Origin of the sequence: Streptomyces sp. NPDC005878 (genome assembly GCF_040629815.1) — a bacterium.
GTDB lineage: Bacteria > Actinomycetota > Actinomycetes > Streptomycetales > Streptomycetaceae > Streptomyces.
Map to the genome: position 1 here is coordinate 1 of NZ_JBEXWK010000044.1, position 19,968 is coordinate 19,968.

The window sequence follows — 19,968 nt, forward strand, 5'->3', positions numbered from 1 at the left end:
GCTGGAGGGCCCGATAAAAAAAAAAAAAAGGAATTGGGGGGTTTGCGGGGGGGGGGGGGGGCCCCGCCCCCCCCCCCCCCCCCACCCTCTGTTGTCCCACGGCCCCTTCGGCCCACCCGGAATGCCCCGCTCCGCCCGCTCTGGCGATAATCGCCGTACCGGCCGGCCACCGGCTCGACGCGCTCGCCGAGGCGCTGCCGAAGAACGAGACGCTGGAGGAGGAGGCCGCCTACCGCGCGGCGGGCATCGCGCGCGCGGCCGGGGCCGGCCTCTGAACGCCCCGGGGACTCAGGGCGTACGGGCGATCAGATAGCGGAACACGTTCGCCATCCACACCGTGCCGTCCGCGCGCAGATGCGGATGCAGCGCCTCCGTCAGCTCCTTCTCGACCTGGACCTGGTCGGTGGCCCGGGCCGCCGCGTCGAACAGGCCCGTCGAGAGCAGCCCGCGCACCGCGCTGTCGATGTCCGCGTAGCCGAAGGGGCACGCCACCCGCCCCGACCCGTCGGGCCGCAGACCGGCCCGCGACGCCAGGTCCTCCAGATCGTCGCGCAGGCTCGGCCGCCAGCGCGGGGAGTCGGTGAGCCGGGCCGCCACCCGCAGCACGCCCGAGGTCGCACACCGCTCCGGCGGACCCCAGCCCGCCAGCACCACCGTGCCACCGCGCTCGGCGAGCCCCACCGCGGCCTCCAGCGCCGTCCCCAGGCCGTCCGCGTCGCCCGCCGCACAGCCCACCGGCTCGAACGCCGTCACCAGGTCGTAGCGGGCCGCCGACGCGTCGGCGGCGGCCTCCGGGCCGCCCTCCAGGAGGCGGGCCCCGTCACGGCCCCACACCCCCTCCGGGCGCAGCCGCTCACGCGCCAGCGCGAGCCGCTCCGGCCGGGTGTCGACACCCGTCACGCGCGCGCCGCGCGTGGCCGCCATCAACAGGGCGAGCCCGGAGCCGCAGCCCAGGCCGAGCAGCCGGGTGGCGGCTCCCACCTCCAGCCGCTCGTACACCGCTTCGTAGAGCGGTACCAGCATCCGCTCCTGGATCTCCGCCCAGTCGCGCGCGCGGGCATACGCCTGCGCGGGCGGGGCCGAGGCCGCGGGGGACTGGTGCCGGACGAGCGTAGGTGTCATGGAAAGCGCCCCAATCCGCAGAAGACGTCAGCTGTGCGCTGATGGAAAGCCCCCGTGCACGTGCGGTCGCACTCCCCCCGTATGCCAGGGAACTCCGCATCCGCCATCCCGTCCAGAGGGAGGGCGATTCACGTTCGGGGCCACCGGGCCCGTACCATTCGCGCCATGGCAAAGGCACCCGTTCTCACGCCCCAGGCGGAAGACTTCCCCCGCTGGTACCAGGATCTGATCAACAAGGCCGAGCTCGCGGACAACGGTCCGGTGCGCGGCACCATGGTGATCCGACCGTACGGCTACGGCCTGTGGGAGCGGATGCAGCAGGAGATGGACGCACGCATCAAGGACGCCGGCGCCCAGAACGCGTACTTCCCGCTGTTCATCCCCCAGTCTTACCTGACTCGCGAGGCTGAGCACGTCGAGGGCTTCGCGCCCGAGCTCGCGGTGGTCACGCACGGTGGCGGCAAGGAGCTCGAAGAGCCCGTGGTGGTGCGCCCCACCTCCGAGACGATCATCAACGACTACTTCTCCAAGTGGGTGCAGAGCTACCGCGACCTGCCCCTGCTCATCAACCAGTGGGCCAACGTGGTCCGTTGGGAGATGCGCCCGCGCGTCTTCCTCCGTACGAGTGAGTTCCTCTGGCAGGAGGGCCACACCGCGCACGCCTCCTACGAGGACGCCCGCGACTACGCGGCGCGCATCCACAAGGACGTCTACGCGGACTTCATGGTCAACGTCCTGGGCATCGACGTCGTCCTGGGCCGCAAGACGGCCAAGGAGCGGTTCGCCGGCGCCATCAACACCCTCACGCTCGAAGGCATGATGGGCGACGGCAAGGCCCTCCAGCTGGGCACCAGCCACGAGCTCGGCACCAACTTCGCCAAGGCCTTCAACACCCAGTACCTCTCCAAGGAAGGCAAGCAGGAGCTGGTCTGGCAGACCTCGTGGGGCGTCTCCACCCGCATGGTCGGCGGTCTGATCATGTCGCACGGCGACGACAACGGCCTGCGGGTGCCGCCGCGCCTCGCGCACGTCCAGGTCGTCGTCATGGCGATCAAGGGCGACGAGGCCGTCACCAAGGTCCGCGAGATCGGCGCCCGCCTCAAGGCGCTCGGCATCCGCGTCCAGGTCGACGACCGCGTGGACACCCCCTTCGGCCGCCGCGCGGTCGACTGGGAGCTCAAGGGCGTGCCCGTACGCGTGGAGGTCGGCCCGCGCGACCTGGAGGCCGGCACCGCGATGCTCGCCCGCCGCATCCCCGGCGGCAAGGAGCCCGTCTCCCTCGACGCGCTCGGCGAACTGCTGCCCAAGGTGCTGGAGGAGGACCAGGCGCAGCTGCTGCGCGAGTCCCGCGAGCGCCGCGAGGCCCGCACCAGCGACGTGACCACCCTCGAAGAGGCCGCCGAGGCGGCCACCGCGGGCGGCTGGGCGCGCATCCCCTGGGCCACCCTCGGCGCCGAGGGCGAGGCCAAGCTCGCGGAACAGGCCGTGTCCGTACGGTGTCTGGTCGCCGAGGACGGGTCGGTCCCCGAGACCGACGACGCACCCGGTACCGTCGCCATCGTCGCCCGCTCCTACTGAGCGGCTCGCGGCCTGTTCCGGTCGGCCGAAAACGCCTCTTGCGTACCGGCCGGATTCTGGAATCCCGGCGCGTGGACATCATCTACGCGCCGGGGCGTACGCGCCGCTACGTACTACCTTGGTGCGAGCTGTGAGGCTTCTCCGCAGATCAGCGCACCCGCCCTCGTCCGGACGCATCAACGGCAACTGACGGGTACGTGCAAATTATTTGGGATGCCCCGGAATAGGAACACCGGGGCACTCCGGCTCGTTGTCACGACGTGAGCACGACACCACCTGTTCTCGCCGCAGAGCTGGCGCAGGCGTGGGCCGACATTCAGCGGTACCACCCCGAGCTGCCTGACCTTGCCGCGCCCGAATCCCTGATCGGAGAGTCGTCGTCCGCCTGCGGCGCCGAACTCTCCTTCGAGCGACTGCTCCACGAAGCAGTCCACGGCATTGCCGCCGCCCGGGGTGTCCGCGACACATCCCGGGCCGGGCGGTACCACAACCGCAGATTCCTGGCCATCGCCGAGGAGCTCGGCCTCGACCATCCCGAGGAACCGCACCCCAGCAGCGGCTTCTCCCTGGTCGCGCTGAACCCCGAGGCGAGGCGCCGCTACCGGCCGACCATCGAACGGCTCCAGCGGGCCCTCAAGGCGCACACCGTGGCCACCGCGGCCGACACCAAGCGCTCCTTCCGGGGCCCGGCCGCACGGCACGGATCCTCGGGCGGCGGCGTCCGCGTCAAGGCCGTCTGCGACTGCGGCCGCAACGTGCGCGTCGTCCCCTCCGTGCTCGCCCAGGCGCCGATCGTCTGCGGCGGCTGCGGCAAGCCCTTCCGTATCCCCGAGGTCGTGGCCGCGGCGAGCTGATCCGGGACCGGCCGCCCGACGGGGGCGGCGCGGGCCGTCAGGCGCGGACACACACGGGTGTGCCGCTGTGCCGCCGTGCAGCCCGGGGGTGCCCCACGGACCCCCGGCGTGCCCGGCGCCGGCGTGTGGCACAATGGACAGCTGTACTCGACAGCCGCACAGGAACCCTCTCGCCTCCGGCTGACGCGTCCATCGGGCACTTTGAGTACCGCAACCCCACGTGGCATCCCGTTGTGCCCAACCACGTCAAGACCAGGAGACACCACTCCAGTGGCAGTCAAGATCAAGCTCAAGCGCCTCGGCAAGATTCGCCAGCCGCACTACCGCATCGTCGTCGCCGACGCCCGCACCCGCCGTGACGGTCGCGCGATCGAAGAGATCGGTATCTACCACCCGACGTACAACCCGTCGCGCATCGAGGTCAACGCCGAGCGTGCGCAGTACTGGCTGTCGGTCGGCGCCCAGCCCACCGAGGCCGTCCTCGCCATCCTGAAGCTCACCGGTGACTGGCAGGCGCACAAGGGCCTCCCGGCCCCCGCGCCGCTGCTCCAGCCGGAGACCAAGGAGAGCAAGCGCCGCTCCTTCGACGAGTTCGCCAAGGCTCTCGAGGGCGACGACACCAAGGGTGAGGCCATCACCCCCAAGGCCAAGAAGGCTGACAAGAAGGCGGACGAGGCTCCGGCCGACGCCGCCGAGTCGACCGAGGCCTGAGCATGCTCGAGGAGGCTCTTGAGCACCTCGTGAAGGGCATCGTCGACAACCCCGACGACGTGCAGGTCGCCTCGCGCGCCCTGCGCAAAGGGCGCGTGCTGGAGGTCCGGGTCCACCCCGACGACCTCGGCAAGGTGATCGGCCGCAACGGCCGCACCGCCCGCGCCCTGCGGACCGTCGTGGGCGCCATCGGTGGCCGTGGGATCCGCGTCGACCTCGTCGACGTGGACCAGGTCCACTGACAAAGTTGGTTGTTTTACCAGATGCGCCGGCTCGGGCCGGGGAGGGCCACGCGGCCTCCCCGGCCCGCAGTCGTCTGTACAGCCGGAACCCGAGGGCTGTAGCCACCGAAACACCGTAGGCATCCGACAGGAAAGTTGAACGACGTGCAGCTGGTAGTCGCGCGGATCGGCCGCGCCCACGGCATCAAGGGCGAGGTCACCGTGGAGGTGCGCACCGACGAGCCGGAGCTGCGGCTCGCCCCCGGTGCCGTACTGGCCACCGACCCGGCCTCCACCGGACCGCTCACCATCGAGACCGGCCGCGTCCACAGCGGCCGCCTGCTGCTGCGCTTCGAGGGCGTACGCGACCGGACCGGCGCCGAGGCCCTGCGCAACACGCTGCTCATCGCCGACGTCGACCCCGAAGAGCGCCCCGACGAGGACGACGAGTACTACGACCACCAGCTCATCGACCTCGACGTCGTCCTCACCGACGGCACCGAGGTCGGCCGGATCACCGAGATCTCGCACCTGCCGTCCCAGGACCTGTTCATCGTGGAGCGGCCCGACGGCACCGAGGTCATGATCCCGTTCGTCGGGGAGATCGTCACCGAGATCGACCTCGACGAGCAGCGCGCGGTCATCGACCCGCCGCCCGGCCTGATCGACGACCGCGCGGTGATCGCCTCCGGCCGCGACGAGACCGAGGACGACGGGCCCGACGGGTCTGACGGGTCCGAGGGCGACCAGACCGACGGGAACACGACCGGTGGGGACGAGACCGACGGGGCCCGGAACTGATGCGGCTCGACGTCGTCACGATCTTCCCCGAGTACCTGGAACCGCTGAACGTCTCCCTCGTCGGCAAGGCACGCGCGCGTGGACAGCTCGACGTCCACGTTCACGACCTGCGGCAGTGGACCCACGACCGGCACAACACGGTCGACGACACCCCCTACGGCGGCGGCCCCGGCATGGTCATGAAGACCGAGCCCTGGGGCGCCTGCCTCGACGACGCGCTGGCCGACGGCTACGAGGCGGGGGCGCACGGCCCCGTCATGGTCGTCCCCACCCCCAGCGGACGGCCCTTCACCCAGGAACTCGCCGTCGAGCTGTCCCAGAGGCCCTGGCTGATCTTCACGCCCGCGCGCTACGAGGGCATCGACCGCCGCGTCATGGACGAGTACGCCACCCGGATCCCGGTGTACGAGGTCTCCATCGGCGACTACGTCCTCGCGGGCGGGGAGGCCGCCGTCCTGGTCGTCACCGAGGCCGTGGCCCGGCTGCTGCCCGGCGTCCTCGGCAACGCCGAGTCCCACCGCGACGACTCCTTCGCCCCCGGCGCCATGGCCAACCTCCTCGAAGGGCCGGTCTACACCAAGCCCCCCGAGTGGCGCGGACGCGGCATCCCGGACGTCCTGCTCAGCGGCCACCACGGCAAGATCGCCCGCTGGCGCCGGGACGAGGCGTTCCGCCGCACCGCCGAGAACCGGCCCGACCTGATCGAGCGCTGCGACCCCTCGGCCTTCGACAAGAAGGACCGCGAAGTGCTGTCCATCCTCGGCTGGGCCCCCGAGCCCGGCGGCCGATTTTGGCGCAGGCCGCAGGACGTGGAAGAATAAGCCGCTGCTGTACGCCCGGCCCATGCCCCTGCCACAGGGGGAAGGGCAATGCGTTCCCCGCGCACGCGGGAGTCGCCCCACGGCGGTCCGGTCGCGGACAGCACCTCGAACCCCATCACGAATTCCGCTGATGACCTGTGGCATCGGCGAGGAAGCAGAAGAACATGGCCAGCCTGCTCGACTCCGTCAACGCCGCGACGCTGCGCAGCGACGTCCCGGCCTTCCGCCCGGGTGACACCGTCAACGTCCACGTCCGCGTGATCGAGGGCAACCGCTCCCGTATCCAGCAGTTCAAGGGCGTTGTCATCCGCCGCCAGGGCGCCGGCGTCTCCGAGACCTTCACGGTCCGCAAGGTCTCCTTCTCCGTCGGCGTCGAGCGCACCTTCCCGGTGAACTCCCCGATCTTCGAGAAGATCGAGCTCGTCACCCGCGGTGACGTCCGCCGCGCGAAGCTGTACTACCTGCGCGAGCTCCGCGGCAAGGCCGCGAAGATCAAGGAGAAGCGCGACAACTGAGCTCCGGCTCGGCGGTGAGCTGCGGCCCACCACGCGCGCGTACGGGTCCACAGGCCGGGCGGATAGGCTCAGCCCCCGATGGACACCGAAGCACAGCACACGGAGCGCGACCTCCCCTCCACCCCTCAGCCGGGGCCGGAGCGGAGGTCGCGCTCCGCGCGTTTTCCCGCCCTCGCCGGCCACCTGGAAGGGCCCTGGCGCAAGAGCGCCGCCCTGCTCGCCCTCTGCCTGGTCTTCCTGCTGCTGCTCAGCCACTTCGTCATGCAGCCCTTCCTCATCCCCAGCGGCTCCATGGAGCCCACCCTGAAGGTGGGCGACCGGGTCCTGGTCAACAAGCTGGCGTACCGGTCCGGCGGCCGGCCGGCCCGCGGTGACGTCGTCGTCTTCGACGGCCGCGGCTCGTTCACGGACGAGCCCCCCGAGGGGAACCCGGTGGGCAGGGCCCTTCGTTCAGCGGTGGCGGCCCTGGGTCTGAGGGAACCGGCGGGGAACGTGTACGTGAAGCGGGTCGTCGGAGTGGGCGGGGACCGGATCGTGTGCTGCGACAAGGGCGGGAGGATCCAGGTGAACGGGACACCGGTGACCGAGGAGTACGTGCACCCGGGCGACGCCCCCTCCCAGGTGCCGTTCGACATCGTCGTGCCCGACGGCACCCTGTTCGTCCTGGGCGACCACCGCTCCCGCTCCAGCGACTCCCGCGACCACCTGGGCTCACCGGGCGGCGGCATGGTGCCGGTGGACCACGTGGTGGGCCGGGCCGACTGGATCGGCTGGCCGCTGGGCCGCTGGTCGGGGATCGACGGCTCCGGCGCCTTCGCGCGCGTGCCCGCACCGGGCGGCGCCCATGGGTAGCCGTGGACGCCCGCGCTCCTCGGCACCCCGGCCGGCGGACGAGCCGCTGCCCACGGGCACGCGGCCGACCTCGCGCGCGGCAGCGCGGGGAGCCAGGGGCGGTACGGGACGCGGCGACCTGCCGGGTGCGTCCCGCCGTCGTGGCAGGCCGGCCGAGGAGGCCGGGACCGGCCCGTTCACCGATCCGCTCACCGAACCCTTCGCCGCCTCCGGGCCGCCCCCGGCGTACGCGACGGGCCCCGCGGGCCCCGCGGGCCTCGCGGACCCGATCGACGCCGAGGAGCTCCTCCCGCCCGCCGGCGCCGTACCGGCGCCCACCCCCGCCCCCGCCCGGCCGCCCGGCCGCCGGGCCCAGCAGGGCCGGGCCGACCGGCGCAGGCTCGCCCGCAAGGTGAAGCGGCGCAGACGCCGGTCCGCGGTCAAGGAGATACCTCTGCTCGTCGGAGTGGCGGTGCTCATCGCCCTCGTACTGAAGACGTTCCTCGTCCAGGCCTTCGTGATCCCCTCCGGCTCCATGCAGGAGACGATCACCATCGGCGACCGGGTGCTCGTCGACAAGCTGACGCCCTGGTTCGGCTCCCGGCCGCACCGCGGCGACGTGGTCGTCTTCAAGGACCCCGGCGGCTGGCTGAAGGACGAGAAGAAGACCACCGGCGGCAGCGACCCCGTCGTCGTCAAACAGGTCAAACAAGCCCTGACCTTCATCGGTCTGCTGCCCTCCGACAACGAGCAGGACCTCATCAAACGGGTCGTCGCGGTCGGCGGCGACACGGTGAAGTGCTGCGACGGCAGTGGCAGGGTCATGGTCAACGGCACGCCCCTGGATGAGCCCTACGTCCACCCCGGCAACCCGCCCTCGGAGATCACCTTCGAGGTGAAGGTGCCCGAGGGGCGGCTCTTCGTGATGGGCGACCACCGCTCGAATTCGGCCGATTCCCGCTTCCACCTCGACGAGCCGTACCACGGCACCGTCTCCGAGGACGGGGTCATCGGACGGGCCGTCCTGATCGGCTGGCCCTTCGACCACTGGCGGTGGCTGGAGGAGCCCGGGACATTCGGCTCGGTGCCGGACGCGCCCGGCAGGTCGGACACCGCACTCGGCACGTCGCATAGGGTGTCCTCCCGGGATCCGGCTGCGGAACCCGGCAGATCACGTGAAGTGGCAGTACATACATCGATATCGGATGACCCGAAATCGAACGAAGCGATCCGGCTCCCGAGCCCTGCGGAACTCCCGCTCGTTATGGGAGTGGTGGGCCTGCGTCTGGCACGGCGCGGGCGGTGGCACGGAGTGAGGAGTGGATGTGGGGGATTTGGCGGTCGGCGCACGATCCGGACACGACGAGCCCGAGGAGCGGCCGGACGGGCCCGCCGACTCTCCCGCACAGGCTCAGGCCGGCGGTGGCGGTGGCGGCACCGTTGACGGCGGCTCGGGAGGTGACGGCGAGCCGGGCGACGGTTCGGACCGCGCCCCCAGGAAGCAGCGCTCCTTCTGGAAGGAGCTGCCGCTGCTCATCGGCATCGCGCTGATCCTCGCGCTGCTGATCAAGACCTTCCTGGTGCAGGCCTTCTCGATCCCCTCGGACTCGATGCAGGACACCCTCCAGCGCGGTGACCGGGTCCTGGTGGACAAGCTGACGCCGTGGTTCGGCTCCACGCCCGAGCGTGGCGAGGTCGTCGTCTTCCACGACCCGGGCGGCTGGCTGGAGGACCAGAAGCCGGCCGAGCCCAACGCCGCGCAGAAGTTCCTCAGCTTCATCGGCCTGATGCCGTCCGCCGAGGAGAAGGACCTGATCAAGCGGGTCATCGCGACCGGCGGCGACACCGTGGAGTGCAAGAAGGGCGGCCCGGTCAAGGTCAACGGCAAGGCCCTGAACGAGCCGTACATCTACCCCGGCGACAGCGCCTGCGACGACATGCCCTTCGGCCCGATCAAGATCCCCAAGGGCCGGATCTGGGTGATGGGCGACCACCGGCAGAACTCGCTGGACTCCCGCTACCACCAGGAGCTGCCCGGCGGCGGCACGGTCTCCGACGACAAGGTCGTCGGCCGCGCCTTCACCATCGCCTGGCCCCTCAACCGCATCGACTGGCTCGGCATCCCGGGCACCTTCGACCAGAAGGGCCTCAACGGCATGGCCTCGACGGCCCCCGTGGCGGCGGGGCTCGCGGGCGCGGTGCCGATCGTGCTGTGGCGCCGGCGCCGGCTCACCCGCCCGAGTGACGCGAACGAGGGCAGCGACCTCACCCGCGAGGGCTGACCGCGCGGATACCGCCGGGTAGGGTGCCGTCCCAGATCGTCGATCTCCGGAGCCCGCGCAGGACGCGGGCGACCGGGGGAGGAGCACTGGGATGAGCGCGACAGGACGCAACGACGACGGCCGCGGCCGCGGTCTCGGCCATCTGCTGTCGGGACTGGCCGTGGCCGTCGGCTGTGTGCTCTTCCTCGGCGGATTCGCCTGGGGCGCCGTCGAGTACAAGCCGTACACGGTGCCGACCCAGTCCATGAACCCCACCGTCAAGGCGGGCGACCGGGTCCTCGCCCAGCGCATCGACGGCACCGACGTCAAGCGCGGCGACGTGGTGATCTTCAAGGACAAGACCTGGGGCAACGTCCCCATGGTCAAGCGCGTCGTCGGCATAGGCGGCGACACGGTCATCTGCTGCGACCGGGGCGGCAAGCTCACCGTCAACGGCCGGGAGATCGACGAACCGTATCTGCACGACACGGCCGCCTCCACGACCAAGTTCCACGCCACCGTCCCCAAGGACCAGCTCTTCCTCCTGGGCGACGAACGTGACGTCTCGCTGGACTCCCGGGTGCACCTGGAGGACGCGGCGAACGGCTCCGTGCCGCGCTCCGCCGTCAGCGCGCGCGTGGACGCCGTGGCATGGCCGCTGGGCGGCATGCTGGAGCGCCCGACGGGCTTCAAGACCCTCCCGGGCGGCATCTCCCAGCCCGGCCCGCTGACCCTGGTGGTGGGCGCGGTGATCGCCGGAGCCGTACTGATCGTGGTGGGGGCGGCGTACGGGCCGCTGGCACGGCGGTTCGGGCGGCGCAGGGCGGGGGCCGGTGCCGGTGCGCGCTGAGGGCGGGGGGCCCGGGGACCCCGGGAACCCCGGGGAACCTGCGGAACCCGCGGAACCCGGGCCGGGCGGGGCCGTGCGGGAGTTCCGCAAGGTCGCCCGGGTCGTCCTGCTCGATCCGCAGGACCGCATCCTCCTGATGCACGGATACGAACCGGACGACCCCGCCCGGACCTGGTGGTTCACCCCGGGCGGCGGCCTGGAGGGCGACGAGACGCGGGAAGAGGCCGCACTGCGCGAACTCGCCGAGGAGACCGGGATCACCGAGGTGCGACTCGGCCCGGTGCTGTGGCGCCGGATGTGCTCGTTCCCCTTCGACGGCCGCCGCTGGAACCAGGACGAGTGGTACTTCCTCGCCCGTACCACCCAGACCGAGACCGCGCCGACGGGCCTCACCGAGCTGGAACGACGCAGTACCACGGGGCTGAGGTGGTGGACCTCCGCCGAACTGTCGGCGGCCCGTGAGACGGTGTACCCGACCAGACTCGCCGAGCTGCTGCGCACGCTGCTCGACGAGGGTCCTCCGCTGACGCCGGTGGTCCTGGCTCCGGAAATCGTCCAGGGGCCCGGGGGGCTGACGCACAATAGGGGGACGCACGGCTGAAGGGGAACATGCCATGAGCGCCGAGGACCTCGAAAAGTACGAGACCGAGATGGAGCTGAAGCTCTACCGGGAGTACCGCGACGTCGTCGGTCTGTTCAAATACGTGATCGAGACCGAGCGGCGTTTCTACCTCACCAACGACTACGAGATGCAGGTGCACTCGGTCCAGGGCGAGGTGTTCTTCGAGGTGTCGATGGCGGATGCCTGGGTCTGGGACATGTACAGGCCGGCCCGGTTCGTGAAGCAGGTCCGGGTCCTCACGTTCAAGGACGTGAACATCGAGGAGCTCAACAAGAGCGATCTGGAGCTTCCGGGGGGCTGAGGCCGAACTGGGCGGATGAGGTCGGCCTGATGGTCCGACCGGGTAGGTGGGACGGCCGACCCGCCTGGTCGCCCCGCCCCGGCTGAGGGTGCCGATTCCGTCGGGCCGTGGCCGTGGCCGTGGCCGTGGCTGGAGCCGGAGCCGTAGCCGTATCCGCAAGCGTCAACGGATCGCGGAGATTCCCCCTCGCGGGTGGCCGGGTTTTCCACAACGGTCCGGTTGTCCACCAAGATCCACAAGGTGGCGGCGGGTGCGTGACAGTCGGTGCCGGAGGTGGTGCCGAGATGAACGCACGAGGAGCGCTCGGACAGTACGGCGAAGACGTGGCGGCCCGCATGCTGGCCGACGCCGGAATGACCGTGGTCGCCCGCAACTGGCGGAGCGGCCGGACCGGAGAGATCGACATCGTCGCCCGCGACGGCGACGTCCTGGTGGTCTGCGAGGTCAAGACCCGCAGAGCGGGCAGCCCGTTCGAACATCCCATGGCGGCCGTCACCCCCGCCAAGGCCGAGCGGCTCAGGCACCTCGCCGAGCGCTGGCTCACCGACCACGGAGGACCACCGCACGGCGGCGTCCGCATCGACCTCGTCGGCGTCGTCCTGCCGCGCCGCGGCGCACCCCGCGCCGAGCACGTCCGGGGGGTGGCGTAGATGGGATTCGCCCGCACCTGCTCGGTGGCGCTCGTCGGCGTCGAGGGCGTCGTCGTGGAAGTCCAGGCCGACCTCGAACCCGGCGTCGCCGCCTTCACCCTCGTCGGCCTCCCCGACAAGAGCCTCAGCGAAAGCCGCGACCGCGTCCGCGCCGCCGTCGTCAACTCCGGCGGCGACTGGCCCCAGAAGAAACTCACCGTCGGCCTCAGCCCCGCCTCCGTCCCCAAGAGCGGCAGCGGCTTCGATTTGGCCGTCGCCTGCGCGGTCCTCGGCGCCGCCGAACGCATCGACCCCAGAGAACTCGCCGACCTGGTCATGATCGGTGAACTCGGACTCGACGGCCGGGTCCGCCCCGTACGCGGCATCCTGCCCGCCGTCCTCGCCGCCGCCGAAGCCGGATACGAGCAGGTGGTCGTCCCCGAACAGACCGCCGCCGAGGCGTCCCTGGTCCCCGGCATCTCCGTCCTCGGCGTACGGAGCCTGCGCCAGCTCATCGCCGTCCTCACCGACGAACCCGTCCCCCAGGAGGAACCCGACCAAGAGGGCCGACCCGACTCCATGCTCGCCGGACTCGTCGTCCCCGGCGCCGGCGTCGGCACGGGCCTCTCCGTCGACGCCGACACCAGCCCGCCCGACCTCGCCGACGTCGCCGGCCAGCGCACCGCCCGAACAGCCCTGGAAGTCGCCGCCGCCGGCGGCCACCACCTGCTGCTGTACGGACCGCCGGGCGCAGGCAAGACCATGCTGGCCGAACGCCTCCCCGGCATCCTGCCGCCGCTCACCCGCCAGGAGTCCCTCGAAGTCACCGCCATCCACTCGGTCGCCGGAATCCTGCCCCCCGGCAAACCCCTCGTCCACAAAGCCCCCTACTGCGCACCCCACCACTCGGCGACCATGCAGTCCCTCATCGGCGGAGGCAACGGCCTGCCACGACCCGGCGCCGTCTCCCTCGCCCACCGCGGCGTCCTGTTCCTCGACGAAGCACCCGAATTCACCGGCAAGGCCCTCGACTCGCTGCGCCAGCCGCTGGAAGCCGGACACGTCGTCGTGGCGCGCAGCGCCGGCGTCGTCCGCCTCCCCGCCCGCTTCCTCATGGTCCTCGCCGCCAACCCCTGCCCCTGCGGCCGCCACACCCTCCACGGCGCCGGCTGCGAGTGCCCCCCGTCCGTCATCCGCCGCTACCAGGCCCGCCTCTCCGGCCCCCTCCTGGACCGCGTCGACCTGCGCGTCGAAGCCGAACCCGTCCGGCGCGAGGACCTCCTCGCCCAAGGCGGCCGCGGCGAAACCAGCGCCCAGGTCGCCGAACGCGTCCTGACCGCCCGGGAACGCGCCGCCACCCGCCTCCAGGGCACCCCCTGGACCACCAACAGCGAAGTCCCCGGCCACGAGCTGCGCACCCGCTGGGTCACGGCCCCCGGAGCCCTCGCCGCCGCCGAAAGGGACATGGAACGCGGCCTGCTGACCGCACGGGGCCTCGACCGCGTCCTGCGCGTCGCCTGGACCCTCGCCGACCTCTGCGGCGACGACCGCCCCGACGACACCCACATCGGCCTCGCCCTGGAACTCCGCACTGGCATCTCCAGGGGCGCGCCCCTGCCCGTGGGAGGCGCGGGATGAGCGGGGGAGCGCCGGACAGGGGGGAGGGGAGCGGTCCCGGGGGTGTTTCCCGTGCGGCCGGGGATGGTCAGGCGCCCGGGACTGCTCTCGGGGGTGTGTCCCGTGCTGCCGGGGACGGTCAGGCGCGCGGGGCCGGACCCGGGGGCGGGTCTCGCGCGGTGGGGCACGACCACGCGCTCGGGACTGGTCCCGCGAGCGTGTCCCGCGTGGCCGGGGAGGGCCAGGCGCCCGGGACCGGACCCGGAGGTGTCTCCCGCGCGGCCGGGCACGACCAGGTGCCCGGCCGCACGGCCGAAGCACCCGAGCGGCTCGCGCGGGCGGCACTGACCAGGATCATCGAGCCGGGGGACGAGCGGGGCGGCCAATGGCTGCGCAAGTACGGAGCCGTGGAGCTGCTACGGCGTCTCACCTCCCCGGAAGACCCCGACGACCCCCTCACCGGAGTGAGCGCCGCCCGCCTCGCCGGATACCGCAGACGCGCGGCGAACGTCGACCCCGAGCGCGACCTGACCACCCTGGCCGCGCTCGGCGGCCGGTTCGTCTGCCCCGGGGACCACGAATGGCCCGGCCAGCTCGACGACCTCGGCGACGGCCGCCCCCTCGGCCTCTGGCTCCGCGGCCCCGCCGACCTGCGACTATGGGCGCTGAGATCCGTCGCTGTCGTCGGCGCGCGAGCCTGTACGCCCTACGGCGCCCACATGGGCGCCACCCTCGGCGCCGGCCTCGCCGAAAAAGGCTGGGTCGTCGTCTCCGGCGCCGCCGCCGGCGTGGACGGCGCCGCCCACCGCGGCGCCCTGGCAGCAGGCGGCGCCACCATCGCCGTCCTCGCCAGCGGAGTCGACGTCGTCTACCCCCGCGCCCACACCGAGTTGATCGGCCGCATCGCCCAACAGGGCGTCCTCGTAGCCGAGTTACCACCCGGCGACCACCCCACCCCCAGCCGGTTCGTCCTCCGCAACCGTGTCATCGCCGCCCTCACCCGGGGAACCGTCGTCGTCGAAGCCGAATACCGCAGCGGCTCCCTCGTCACCGCCCGCAACGCCCAACGGCTCGGCCGCCACACGATGGGCGTACCCGGCCCCGCCACCAGCGGCCTCTCCGCCGGAGTCCACGAACTGCTGCGCGGCGAAGCCGCACTCGTCACCGACGCCGACGAAATCATCGAACTCGTCGGAGAAATGGGCGACCTGGCCCCCGTACGCCGAGGCCCCGTCCTGCCCCGGGACCTCCTCGCCCCCGCCGCCGCACGCGTACTCGACGCACTACCCGCCCACGGCAACCTCGCCGTACCGGACATCGCCCGTGAGGCGGCAACGACTCCGGAGGAAGCCCTCGGCAGGCTGTACGAACTGCACTCCCTGGGCTTCGTCGAACGAGAAGGGGACAACTGGCGGTTGGCGTCAAGCCCGCTCACCACCCCCAGCACGCGGCGAGGCGGTGCTTGACCTGGAGCATTCGGGTGAAAAGGTAAGGCCGATGACCACCGAGGGCCGCCCACCGCCGCTTTCGGGGCCGACGCAACCGGCGACGGCCCCCACCCCCGCGCGCGCCCGTCCGCCCGCCCCGAGCCGCCCCGATCCCCCGGCGTTCGCGCACCGCAACGGGCCGGTCACGCTACGCTCACGAGAACCCCGCAGCAGAGACAATTCCCCGCTCACGTCACAGCAGAACGGCTCAAGGCAACGAATGCCCCAGCACACCTCCGGGTCTGATCGCACGGCAGCTCCCCCCGCTGCCCGCGCCGGCGGCACCGTGCGACCACCGGCGCCCTCATCCGTCGACGAACTGTGGCGCTCGTACAAGAACAGCGGCGACGAGCGCCTGCGCGAACAGCTCATCCTGCACTACTCGCCGCTGGTCAAGTACGTCGCGGGCCGCGTCAGCGTCGGCCTGCCGCCCAACGTCGAACAAGCCGACTTCGTCTCCTCCGGAGTCTTCGGACTCATCGACGCCATCGAGAAGTTCGACATCGAACGGGCCATCAAGTTCGAGACGTACGCCATCACCCGCATCCGCGGCGCGATGATCGACGAACTCCGCGCACTCGACTGGATCCCCCGCTCCGTACGGCAGAAGGCCCGCGCCGTCGAGCGCGCCTACGCGACCCTCGAAGCCCAGTTGCGCCGCACCCCCTCCGAGAACGAGGTCGCGGCCGAGATGGGCATCGCCGTCGAGGAACTCCACGCGGTTTTCAGCCAGTTGTCCCTCGCCAACGTGGTCGCGCTCGAAGAGCTGCTGCACGCCGGCGGCGAGGGTGGCGACCGGCTCAGCCTCATGGACACCCTGGAGGACACCGCCGCCGACAACCCCGTCGAGATCGCCGAGGACCGCGAGCTGCGCCGCCTGCTCGCCCGCGCCATCAACACCCTGCCCGAGCGCGAGAAGACGGTCGTCACCCTCTACTACTACGAGGGCCTCACCCTCGCCGAGATCGGCAACGTCCTCGGCGTCACCGAGAGCCGCGTCAGCCAGATCCACACCAAGTCCGTCCTCCAGCTGCGGGCCAAGCTGGCCGACGTCGGCCGCTGAGCCCCACCCCGCCGAACAATCCTCCCTCCGCGGATCACCGGCCCCGCCGTAGAGTGGAGCGGTGCCAAGGATTCGAGCGGCCTCAGTGGCCGAGCACCGCACGATGCAGCGCGCCGCCCTGCTGGACGCCGCACGCTCCCTCCTGTCCCAGGGCGGCACCGAAGCCCTGACCTTCCCCGCCCTGGCCGAGCGCACCGGGCTCGCCCGGTCCTCCGTGTACGAGTACTTCCGCTCCCGGGCCGCCGTCGTCGAAGAGCTCTGCTCCGTCGACTTCCCGCAGTGGGCCGCCGACATCGAGGCCGCGATGCAGCAGGCTGGCAGCCCCGAGGAGAAGGTCGCCGCGTACGTACGCCGCCAGCTGGAGCTCGTCGGCGACCAGCGCCACCGCGCCGTCGTCGCCATCTCCGCCAGCGAGCTGGACGCCGGCGCGCGCGAGAAGATCCGCGCCGCCCACGGCGGCCTCATCGCCATGATCGTCGAAGCCCTGGGCGACCTCGGCCACACCCAGCCCCGCCTCGCCGCGACACTCCTCCAGGGCGTGGTCGACGCGGCGGTCCGCCGCATCGAACTGGGCGCGGCGGAAGACCCGAAGGCGATCACGGAGGCGGCGGTGGCTATGGCGCTACGAGGCGTGGTCGGCTGATCCGGGGGGCCTCCCCCCCGCCCCCCTCCCCCCCCGCCCCCTCCCTCCCCCAACCCACCCCCCGACCCCCCTCCACCCCTCAGCCCCCTTCCACCCCCACCACCGGCAGCAGCCGTGAGTGCCCCCGGGGCACCAGCACCAGCGGGTTCAGGTAGTCATCGCCCCGTTTCAGCCCCCAGTGCACGCACCCCACCTCCCCGCAGTGGCGTGGTTCCGCCTCCACGGTGGCGACCGGCTGGCCCGCGCGGACGTGGTCGCCGGGGCGGACCAGTGGGTGGACCGGCTCGTACGTGGTGCGCAGCGGGGGGCTGCCCGAGCCGTTCAGGGTGATCGTCAGGACCCCCTTGCCGGCGACCGGGCCCGCGAACGTCACCCGGCCTTCCGTGACCGCCCGGAGCTGCGTCCCCGGAGGCGCGGCCAGGTCGACGCCTCGGTGGCCGGGGCCGTACGGGGTGGTCGGCGGGGCCCAGCCCCGGACGACCACCGGTGGCCCGGGGACGGGCCACACCGGCCCCACCCCCTCAGCCGCCGCTTCCGACCGGCTGCCCGCCATCCCCACAGGGGCGGCAAGCACCTGCGTCGGCTGTATCGGCCGTGTCGACCCAGCCGGCCCCCACGGCACCACTCCCGCCGCCCCCACGACTCCCACCAACCCGGCCACTCCCACTAACCTCCCCACTCCCGCCAGCCTCCCCACCCCCATCAATCTCCCCACCCCGCTCCAGCCAGGCTCCACCCCAGCCCCCGTCGTCGTACTGCGCGCCGTACGCGTTCTCGCCGCATCGGTTCCATGGGGAAAGGATCGCGAAGAAGGGCGTTTCGCGGTGATCATGGGCTGGGGCTGTGGACAACCGGGCCGTTGTGGACAGCGGCGTCACCCGGCACGGTGAGGGTCCCGTACACTTCTTGTGGCGATCCGGGTCACCGGGTCGACTTCGCACGCCCCGCCGGTGGTCCAGACCATCGGCCGCGTCTCTCGGTCCTTCACCTGTTCAGTCCGGTGCGGGGCACGGCGCACCGGGGCGTCAGGCGCGGCAGCCGCCCGGCGGCCGCGATAACCGAGTACCTCAAGGAGTACGGCCATGGCCGTCGTCACGATGCGGGAGCTGCTGGAAAGCGGCGTCCACTTCGGTCACCAGACCCGTCGCTGGAACCCGAAGATGAAGCGCTTCATCTTCACCGAGCGCAACGGCATCTACATCATCGACCTGCTCCAGTCGCTGTCGTACATCGACCGCGCCTACGAGTTCGTCAAGGAGACCGTCGCGCACGGCGGCTCCATCATGTTCGTCGGCACCAAGAAGCAGGCGCAGGAGGCGATCGCCGAGCAGGCGACGCGCGTGGGCATGCCCTACGTCAACCAGCGCTGGCTCGGCGGCATGCTGACCAACTTCTCCACCGTCTACAAGCGTCTGCAGCGCCTCAAGGAGCTTGAGCAGATCGACTTCGAGGACGTCGCGGCCTCGGGTCTCACCAAGAAGGAGCTCCTGGTCCTCTCGCGCGAGAAGGCCAAGCTGGAGAAGACCCTCGGTGGTATCCGTGAGATGTCGAAGGTCCCCAGCGCCGTCTGGATCGTCGACACCAAGAAGGAGCACATCGCCGTCGGTGAGGCGCGCAAGCTCCACATCCCGGTCGTCGCGATCCTCGACACGAACTGCGACCCCGACGAGGTCGACTACAAGATCCCGGGCAACGACGACGCGATCCGCTCCGTCACCCTGCTCACCCGCGTGATCGCCGACGCCGTCGCCGAGGGCCTCATCGCCCGTTCCGGCGCCGCGACCGGCGACTCGAAGCCGGGCGAGAAGGCCGCCGGCGAGCCGCTCGCCGAGTGGGAGCGCGACCTGCTCGAGGGTGACAAGAAGGCCGACTCCGAGGAGTCCACCGAGGCTGCGGCCCCCGCGGCCGAGGCCGTCGAGGCTCCGGCCGCCGAGGCCGAGAAGCCGGCCGCGGACGCTGCGGAGGCTCCGGCCGCCGAGGCGCCGGCCGCGGACGCCGAGCAGGCCTGACCTTCGGGTCCTCGCTTCGGCGGTGACGGCGGGGGCACACGCTGTGCCCCCGCCGTCACCCCGTAGCCCCGTAGATCTTTCAGACTTCGAGTCAGACTTCGAGAGAGAAACCCAGACTCATGGCGAACTACACCGCCGCTGACGTCAAGAAGCTCCGCGAGCTCACCGGCGCCGGCATGATGGACTGCAAGAAGGCGCTGGACGAGGCCGACGGCAACGTCGACAAGGCCGTCGAGGCGCTGCGCATCAAGGGCCAGAAGGGCGTCGCCAAGCGCGAGGGCCGTTCCGCCGAGAACGGCGCGGTCGTCTCCCTCATCGCCGAGGACAACACCTCCGGTGTGCTCCTCGAGCTGAAGTGCGAGACGGACTTCGTCGCCAAGGGCGAGAAGTTCCAGGCCACCGCCGCCGCGCTGGCCGCGCACGTCGCGAAGACCTCCCCGGCCGACCTGGACGCGCTGCTCGCGTCCGAGATCGAGGCCGGCAAGACCGTCCAGGCGTACGTCGACGAGGCCAACGCCAACCTCGGCGAGAAGATCGTCCTGGACCGCTTCGCGCAGTACGCGGACGGCTTCGTCTTCGCGTACATGCACCGCACCATGCCCGACCTGCCGCCGCAGATCGGTGTCCTGGTCGAGCTGGACAAGGCCGACGCCGACGTCGCCAAGGGCATCGCGCAGCACATCGCCGCGTTCGCCCCGAAGTGGCTGTCCCGCGAGGACGTCCCGGCCGAGGTCGTCGAGACCGAGCGTCGTGTCGCCGAGGAGACCACGCGCGCCGAGGGCAAGCCCGAGGCCGCACTCCCGAAGATCGTCGAGGGTCGCGTCAACGGCTTCTTCAAGGACGCCACGCTCCTTGGCCAGCCGTACGCGCTCGACAACAAGAAGTCGGTCCAGAAGGTTCTGGACGAGGCCGGTGTCACCCTGAAGCGCTTCACGCGTATCAAGGTCGGCATCTGAGTCCGTCCGGCGATCGACGGAAGACCCCGCTAGGGTCTGAGGCAGTCGTCGGCCGCGCTCGCGACGGACGACCGCA

22 protein-coding genes are annotated in these 19,968 nt (G+C 71.6%); 20 read left to right on the forward strand and 2 right to left on the reverse strand.

What is annotated here, in order from left to right:
- Positions 1 to 288: 288 nt before the first annotated feature.
- Positions 289 to 1,122: a methyltransferase domain-containing protein gene (locus ABZ404_RS37255; protein WP_358835123.1), complete on the reverse strand. Its 834-nt coding sequence runs from the start codon at positions 1,120 to 1,122 to the stop codon at positions 289 to 291.
- A gap of 165 nt (positions 1,123 to 1,287) precedes the next feature.
- Here ABZ404_RS37255 and proS point away from each other — a divergent pair, with 165 nt between their 5' ends.
- The 18 genes from proS to ABZ404_RS37345 all read left to right on the forward strand — a co-directional run bounded on the left by proS (position 1,288) and on the right by ABZ404_RS37345 (position 16,927).
- A complete protein-coding gene (proS, locus tag ABZ404_RS37260; protein WP_358835124.1) occupies positions 1,288 to 2,700 on the forward strand; it encodes a proline--tRNA ligase in 1,413 nt (470 codons plus the stop codon).
- Between the two features lie 260 nt (positions 2,701 to 2,960).
- Positions 2,961 to 3,554 (forward strand): hypothetical protein, encoded by a 594-nt coding sequence (locus tag ABZ404_RS37265; protein ID WP_101390352.1) that lies wholly within the window; start codon positions 2,961 to 2,963, stop codon positions 3,552 to 3,554.
- Positions 3,555 to 3,824: 270 nt separating this feature from the next.
- Positions 3,825 to 4,265: a 30S ribosomal protein S16 gene (gene rpsP, locus ABZ404_RS37270; RefSeq protein WP_358835125.1), complete on the forward strand. Its 441-nt coding sequence runs from the start codon at positions 3,825 to 3,827 to the stop codon at positions 4,263 to 4,265.
- A gap of 2 nt (positions 4,266 to 4,267) precedes the next feature.
- Positions 4,268 to 4,507, forward strand: a complete 240-nt coding sequence (locus ABZ404_RS37275) for an RNA-binding protein (protein WP_358835126.1) — start codon at positions 4,268 to 4,270, stop codon at positions 4,505 to 4,507.
- A 144-nt stretch (positions 4,508 to 4,651) separates the two neighbouring features.
- Complete coding sequence (rimM, locus tag ABZ404_RS37280) at positions 4,652 to 5,287, forward strand: ribosome maturation factor RimM (protein ID WP_358835127.1); 636 nt, start codon at positions 4,652 to 4,654, stop codon at positions 5,285 to 5,287.
- Complete coding sequence (gene trmD / locus ABZ404_RS37285) at positions 5,287 to 6,108, forward strand: tRNA (guanosine(37)-N1)-methyltransferase TrmD (RefSeq protein ID WP_358835128.1); 822 nt, start codon at positions 5,287 to 5,289, stop codon at positions 6,106 to 6,108. The genes rimM and trmD overlap by 1 nt, the downstream gene beginning before the upstream one ends.
- A 164-nt stretch (positions 6,109 to 6,272) precedes the next feature.
- Positions 6,273 to 6,623, forward strand: coding sequence for a 50S ribosomal protein L19 (gene rplS, locus ABZ404_RS37290; protein WP_358835129.1), 351 nt, complete (start codon positions 6,273 to 6,275; stop codon positions 6,621 to 6,623).
- Between the two features lie 78 nt (positions 6,624 to 6,701).
- Entirely contained in the window at positions 6,702 to 7,475 is a 774-nt protein-coding gene (gene lepB / locus ABZ404_RS37295; RefSeq protein ID WP_358835130.1) for a signal peptidase I, read from the forward strand.
- A complete protein-coding gene (gene lepB / locus ABZ404_RS37300; RefSeq protein ID WP_358835131.1) occupies positions 7,468 to 8,898 on the forward strand; it encodes a signal peptidase I in 1,431 nt (476 codons plus the stop codon). The genes lepB (ABZ404_RS37295) and lepB (ABZ404_RS37300) overlap by 8 nt, the downstream gene beginning before the upstream one ends.
- Positions 8,789 to 9,736, forward strand: coding sequence for a signal peptidase I (lepB, locus tag ABZ404_RS37305; protein ID WP_358835137.1), 948 nt, complete (start codon positions 8,789 to 8,791; stop codon positions 9,734 to 9,736). The genes lepB (ABZ404_RS37300) and lepB (ABZ404_RS37305) overlap by 110 nt, the downstream gene beginning before the upstream one ends.
- A 91-nt stretch (positions 9,737 to 9,827) precedes the next feature.
- Positions 9,828 to 10,565, forward strand: a complete 738-nt coding sequence (gene lepB, locus ABZ404_RS37310; protein WP_358835132.1) for a signal peptidase I — start codon at positions 9,828 to 9,830, stop codon at positions 10,563 to 10,565.
- Between the two features lie 73 nt (positions 10,566 to 10,638).
- Positions 10,639 to 11,166 carry an NUDIX hydrolase gene (locus tag ABZ404_RS37315; protein WP_358835133.1) on the forward strand — a complete coding sequence of 176 codons (528 nt, stop codon included), beginning with the start codon at positions 10,639 to 10,641 and terminating at the stop codon, positions 11,164 to 11,166.
- A gap of 13 nt (positions 11,167 to 11,179) precedes the next feature.
- A complete protein-coding gene (locus ABZ404_RS37320; protein ID WP_003965949.1) occupies positions 11,180 to 11,488 on the forward strand; it encodes a DUF2469 domain-containing protein in 309 nt (102 codons plus the stop codon).
- A 254-nt stretch (positions 11,489 to 11,742) separates the two neighbouring features.
- Positions 11,743 to 12,138 carry a YraN family protein gene (locus ABZ404_RS37325; protein WP_358835134.1) on the forward strand — a complete coding sequence of 132 codons (396 nt, stop codon included), beginning with the start codon at positions 11,743 to 11,745 and terminating at the stop codon, positions 12,136 to 12,138.
- Positions 12,139 to 13,755 carry a YifB family Mg chelatase-like AAA ATPase gene (locus tag ABZ404_RS37330; RefSeq protein ID WP_358835135.1) on the forward strand — a complete coding sequence of 539 codons (1,617 nt, stop codon included), beginning with the start codon at positions 12,139 to 12,141 and terminating at the stop codon, positions 13,753 to 13,755.
- A 275-nt stretch (positions 13,756 to 14,030) separates the two neighbouring features.
- The gene (gene dprA / locus ABZ404_RS37335) at positions 14,031 to 15,200 is read left to right on the forward strand and encodes a DNA-processing protein DprA (protein ID WP_358835138.1); all 1,170 of its coding nucleotides are present in this window, start codon (positions 14,031 to 14,033) and stop codon (positions 15,198 to 15,200) included.
- 241 nt (positions 15,201 to 15,441) lie between these two features.
- Positions 15,442 to 16,284: an RNA polymerase sigma factor WhiG gene (whiG, locus tag ABZ404_RS37340; protein ID WP_358835136.1), complete on the forward strand. Its 843-nt coding sequence runs from the start codon at positions 15,442 to 15,444 to the stop codon at positions 16,282 to 16,284.
- A gap of 85 nt (positions 16,285 to 16,369) precedes the next feature.
- Positions 16,370 to 16,927: a helix-turn-helix domain-containing protein gene (locus ABZ404_RS37345; protein WP_358835139.1), complete on the forward strand. Its 558-nt coding sequence runs from the start codon at positions 16,370 to 16,372 to the stop codon at positions 16,925 to 16,927.
- Between the two features lie 79 nt (positions 16,928 to 17,006).
- Here ABZ404_RS37345 and ABZ404_RS37350 read toward each other — a convergent pair whose 3' ends face one another.
- Positions 17,007 to 17,630: a M23 family metallopeptidase gene (locus ABZ404_RS37350; RefSeq protein ID WP_358836276.1), complete on the reverse strand. Its 624-nt coding sequence runs from the start codon at positions 17,628 to 17,630 to the stop codon at positions 17,007 to 17,009.
- Between the two features lie 379 nt (positions 17,631 to 18,009).
- Between ABZ404_RS37350 and rpsB the strand changes: the two genes are divergently transcribed.
- Together rpsB and tsf are read left to right on the forward strand one after the other, a co-directional pair.
- Entirely contained in the window at positions 18,010 to 18,936 is a 927-nt protein-coding gene (gene rpsB / locus ABZ404_RS37355) for a 30S ribosomal protein S2 (RefSeq protein ID WP_358836275.1), read from the forward strand.
- A gap of 119 nt (positions 18,937 to 19,055) precedes the next feature.
- A complete protein-coding gene (gene tsf, locus ABZ404_RS37360; RefSeq protein ID WP_358836274.1) occupies positions 19,056 to 19,892 on the forward strand; it encodes a translation elongation factor Ts in 837 nt (278 codons plus the stop codon).
- The last annotated feature ends 76 nt before the right edge of the window (positions 19,893 to 19,968 follow it).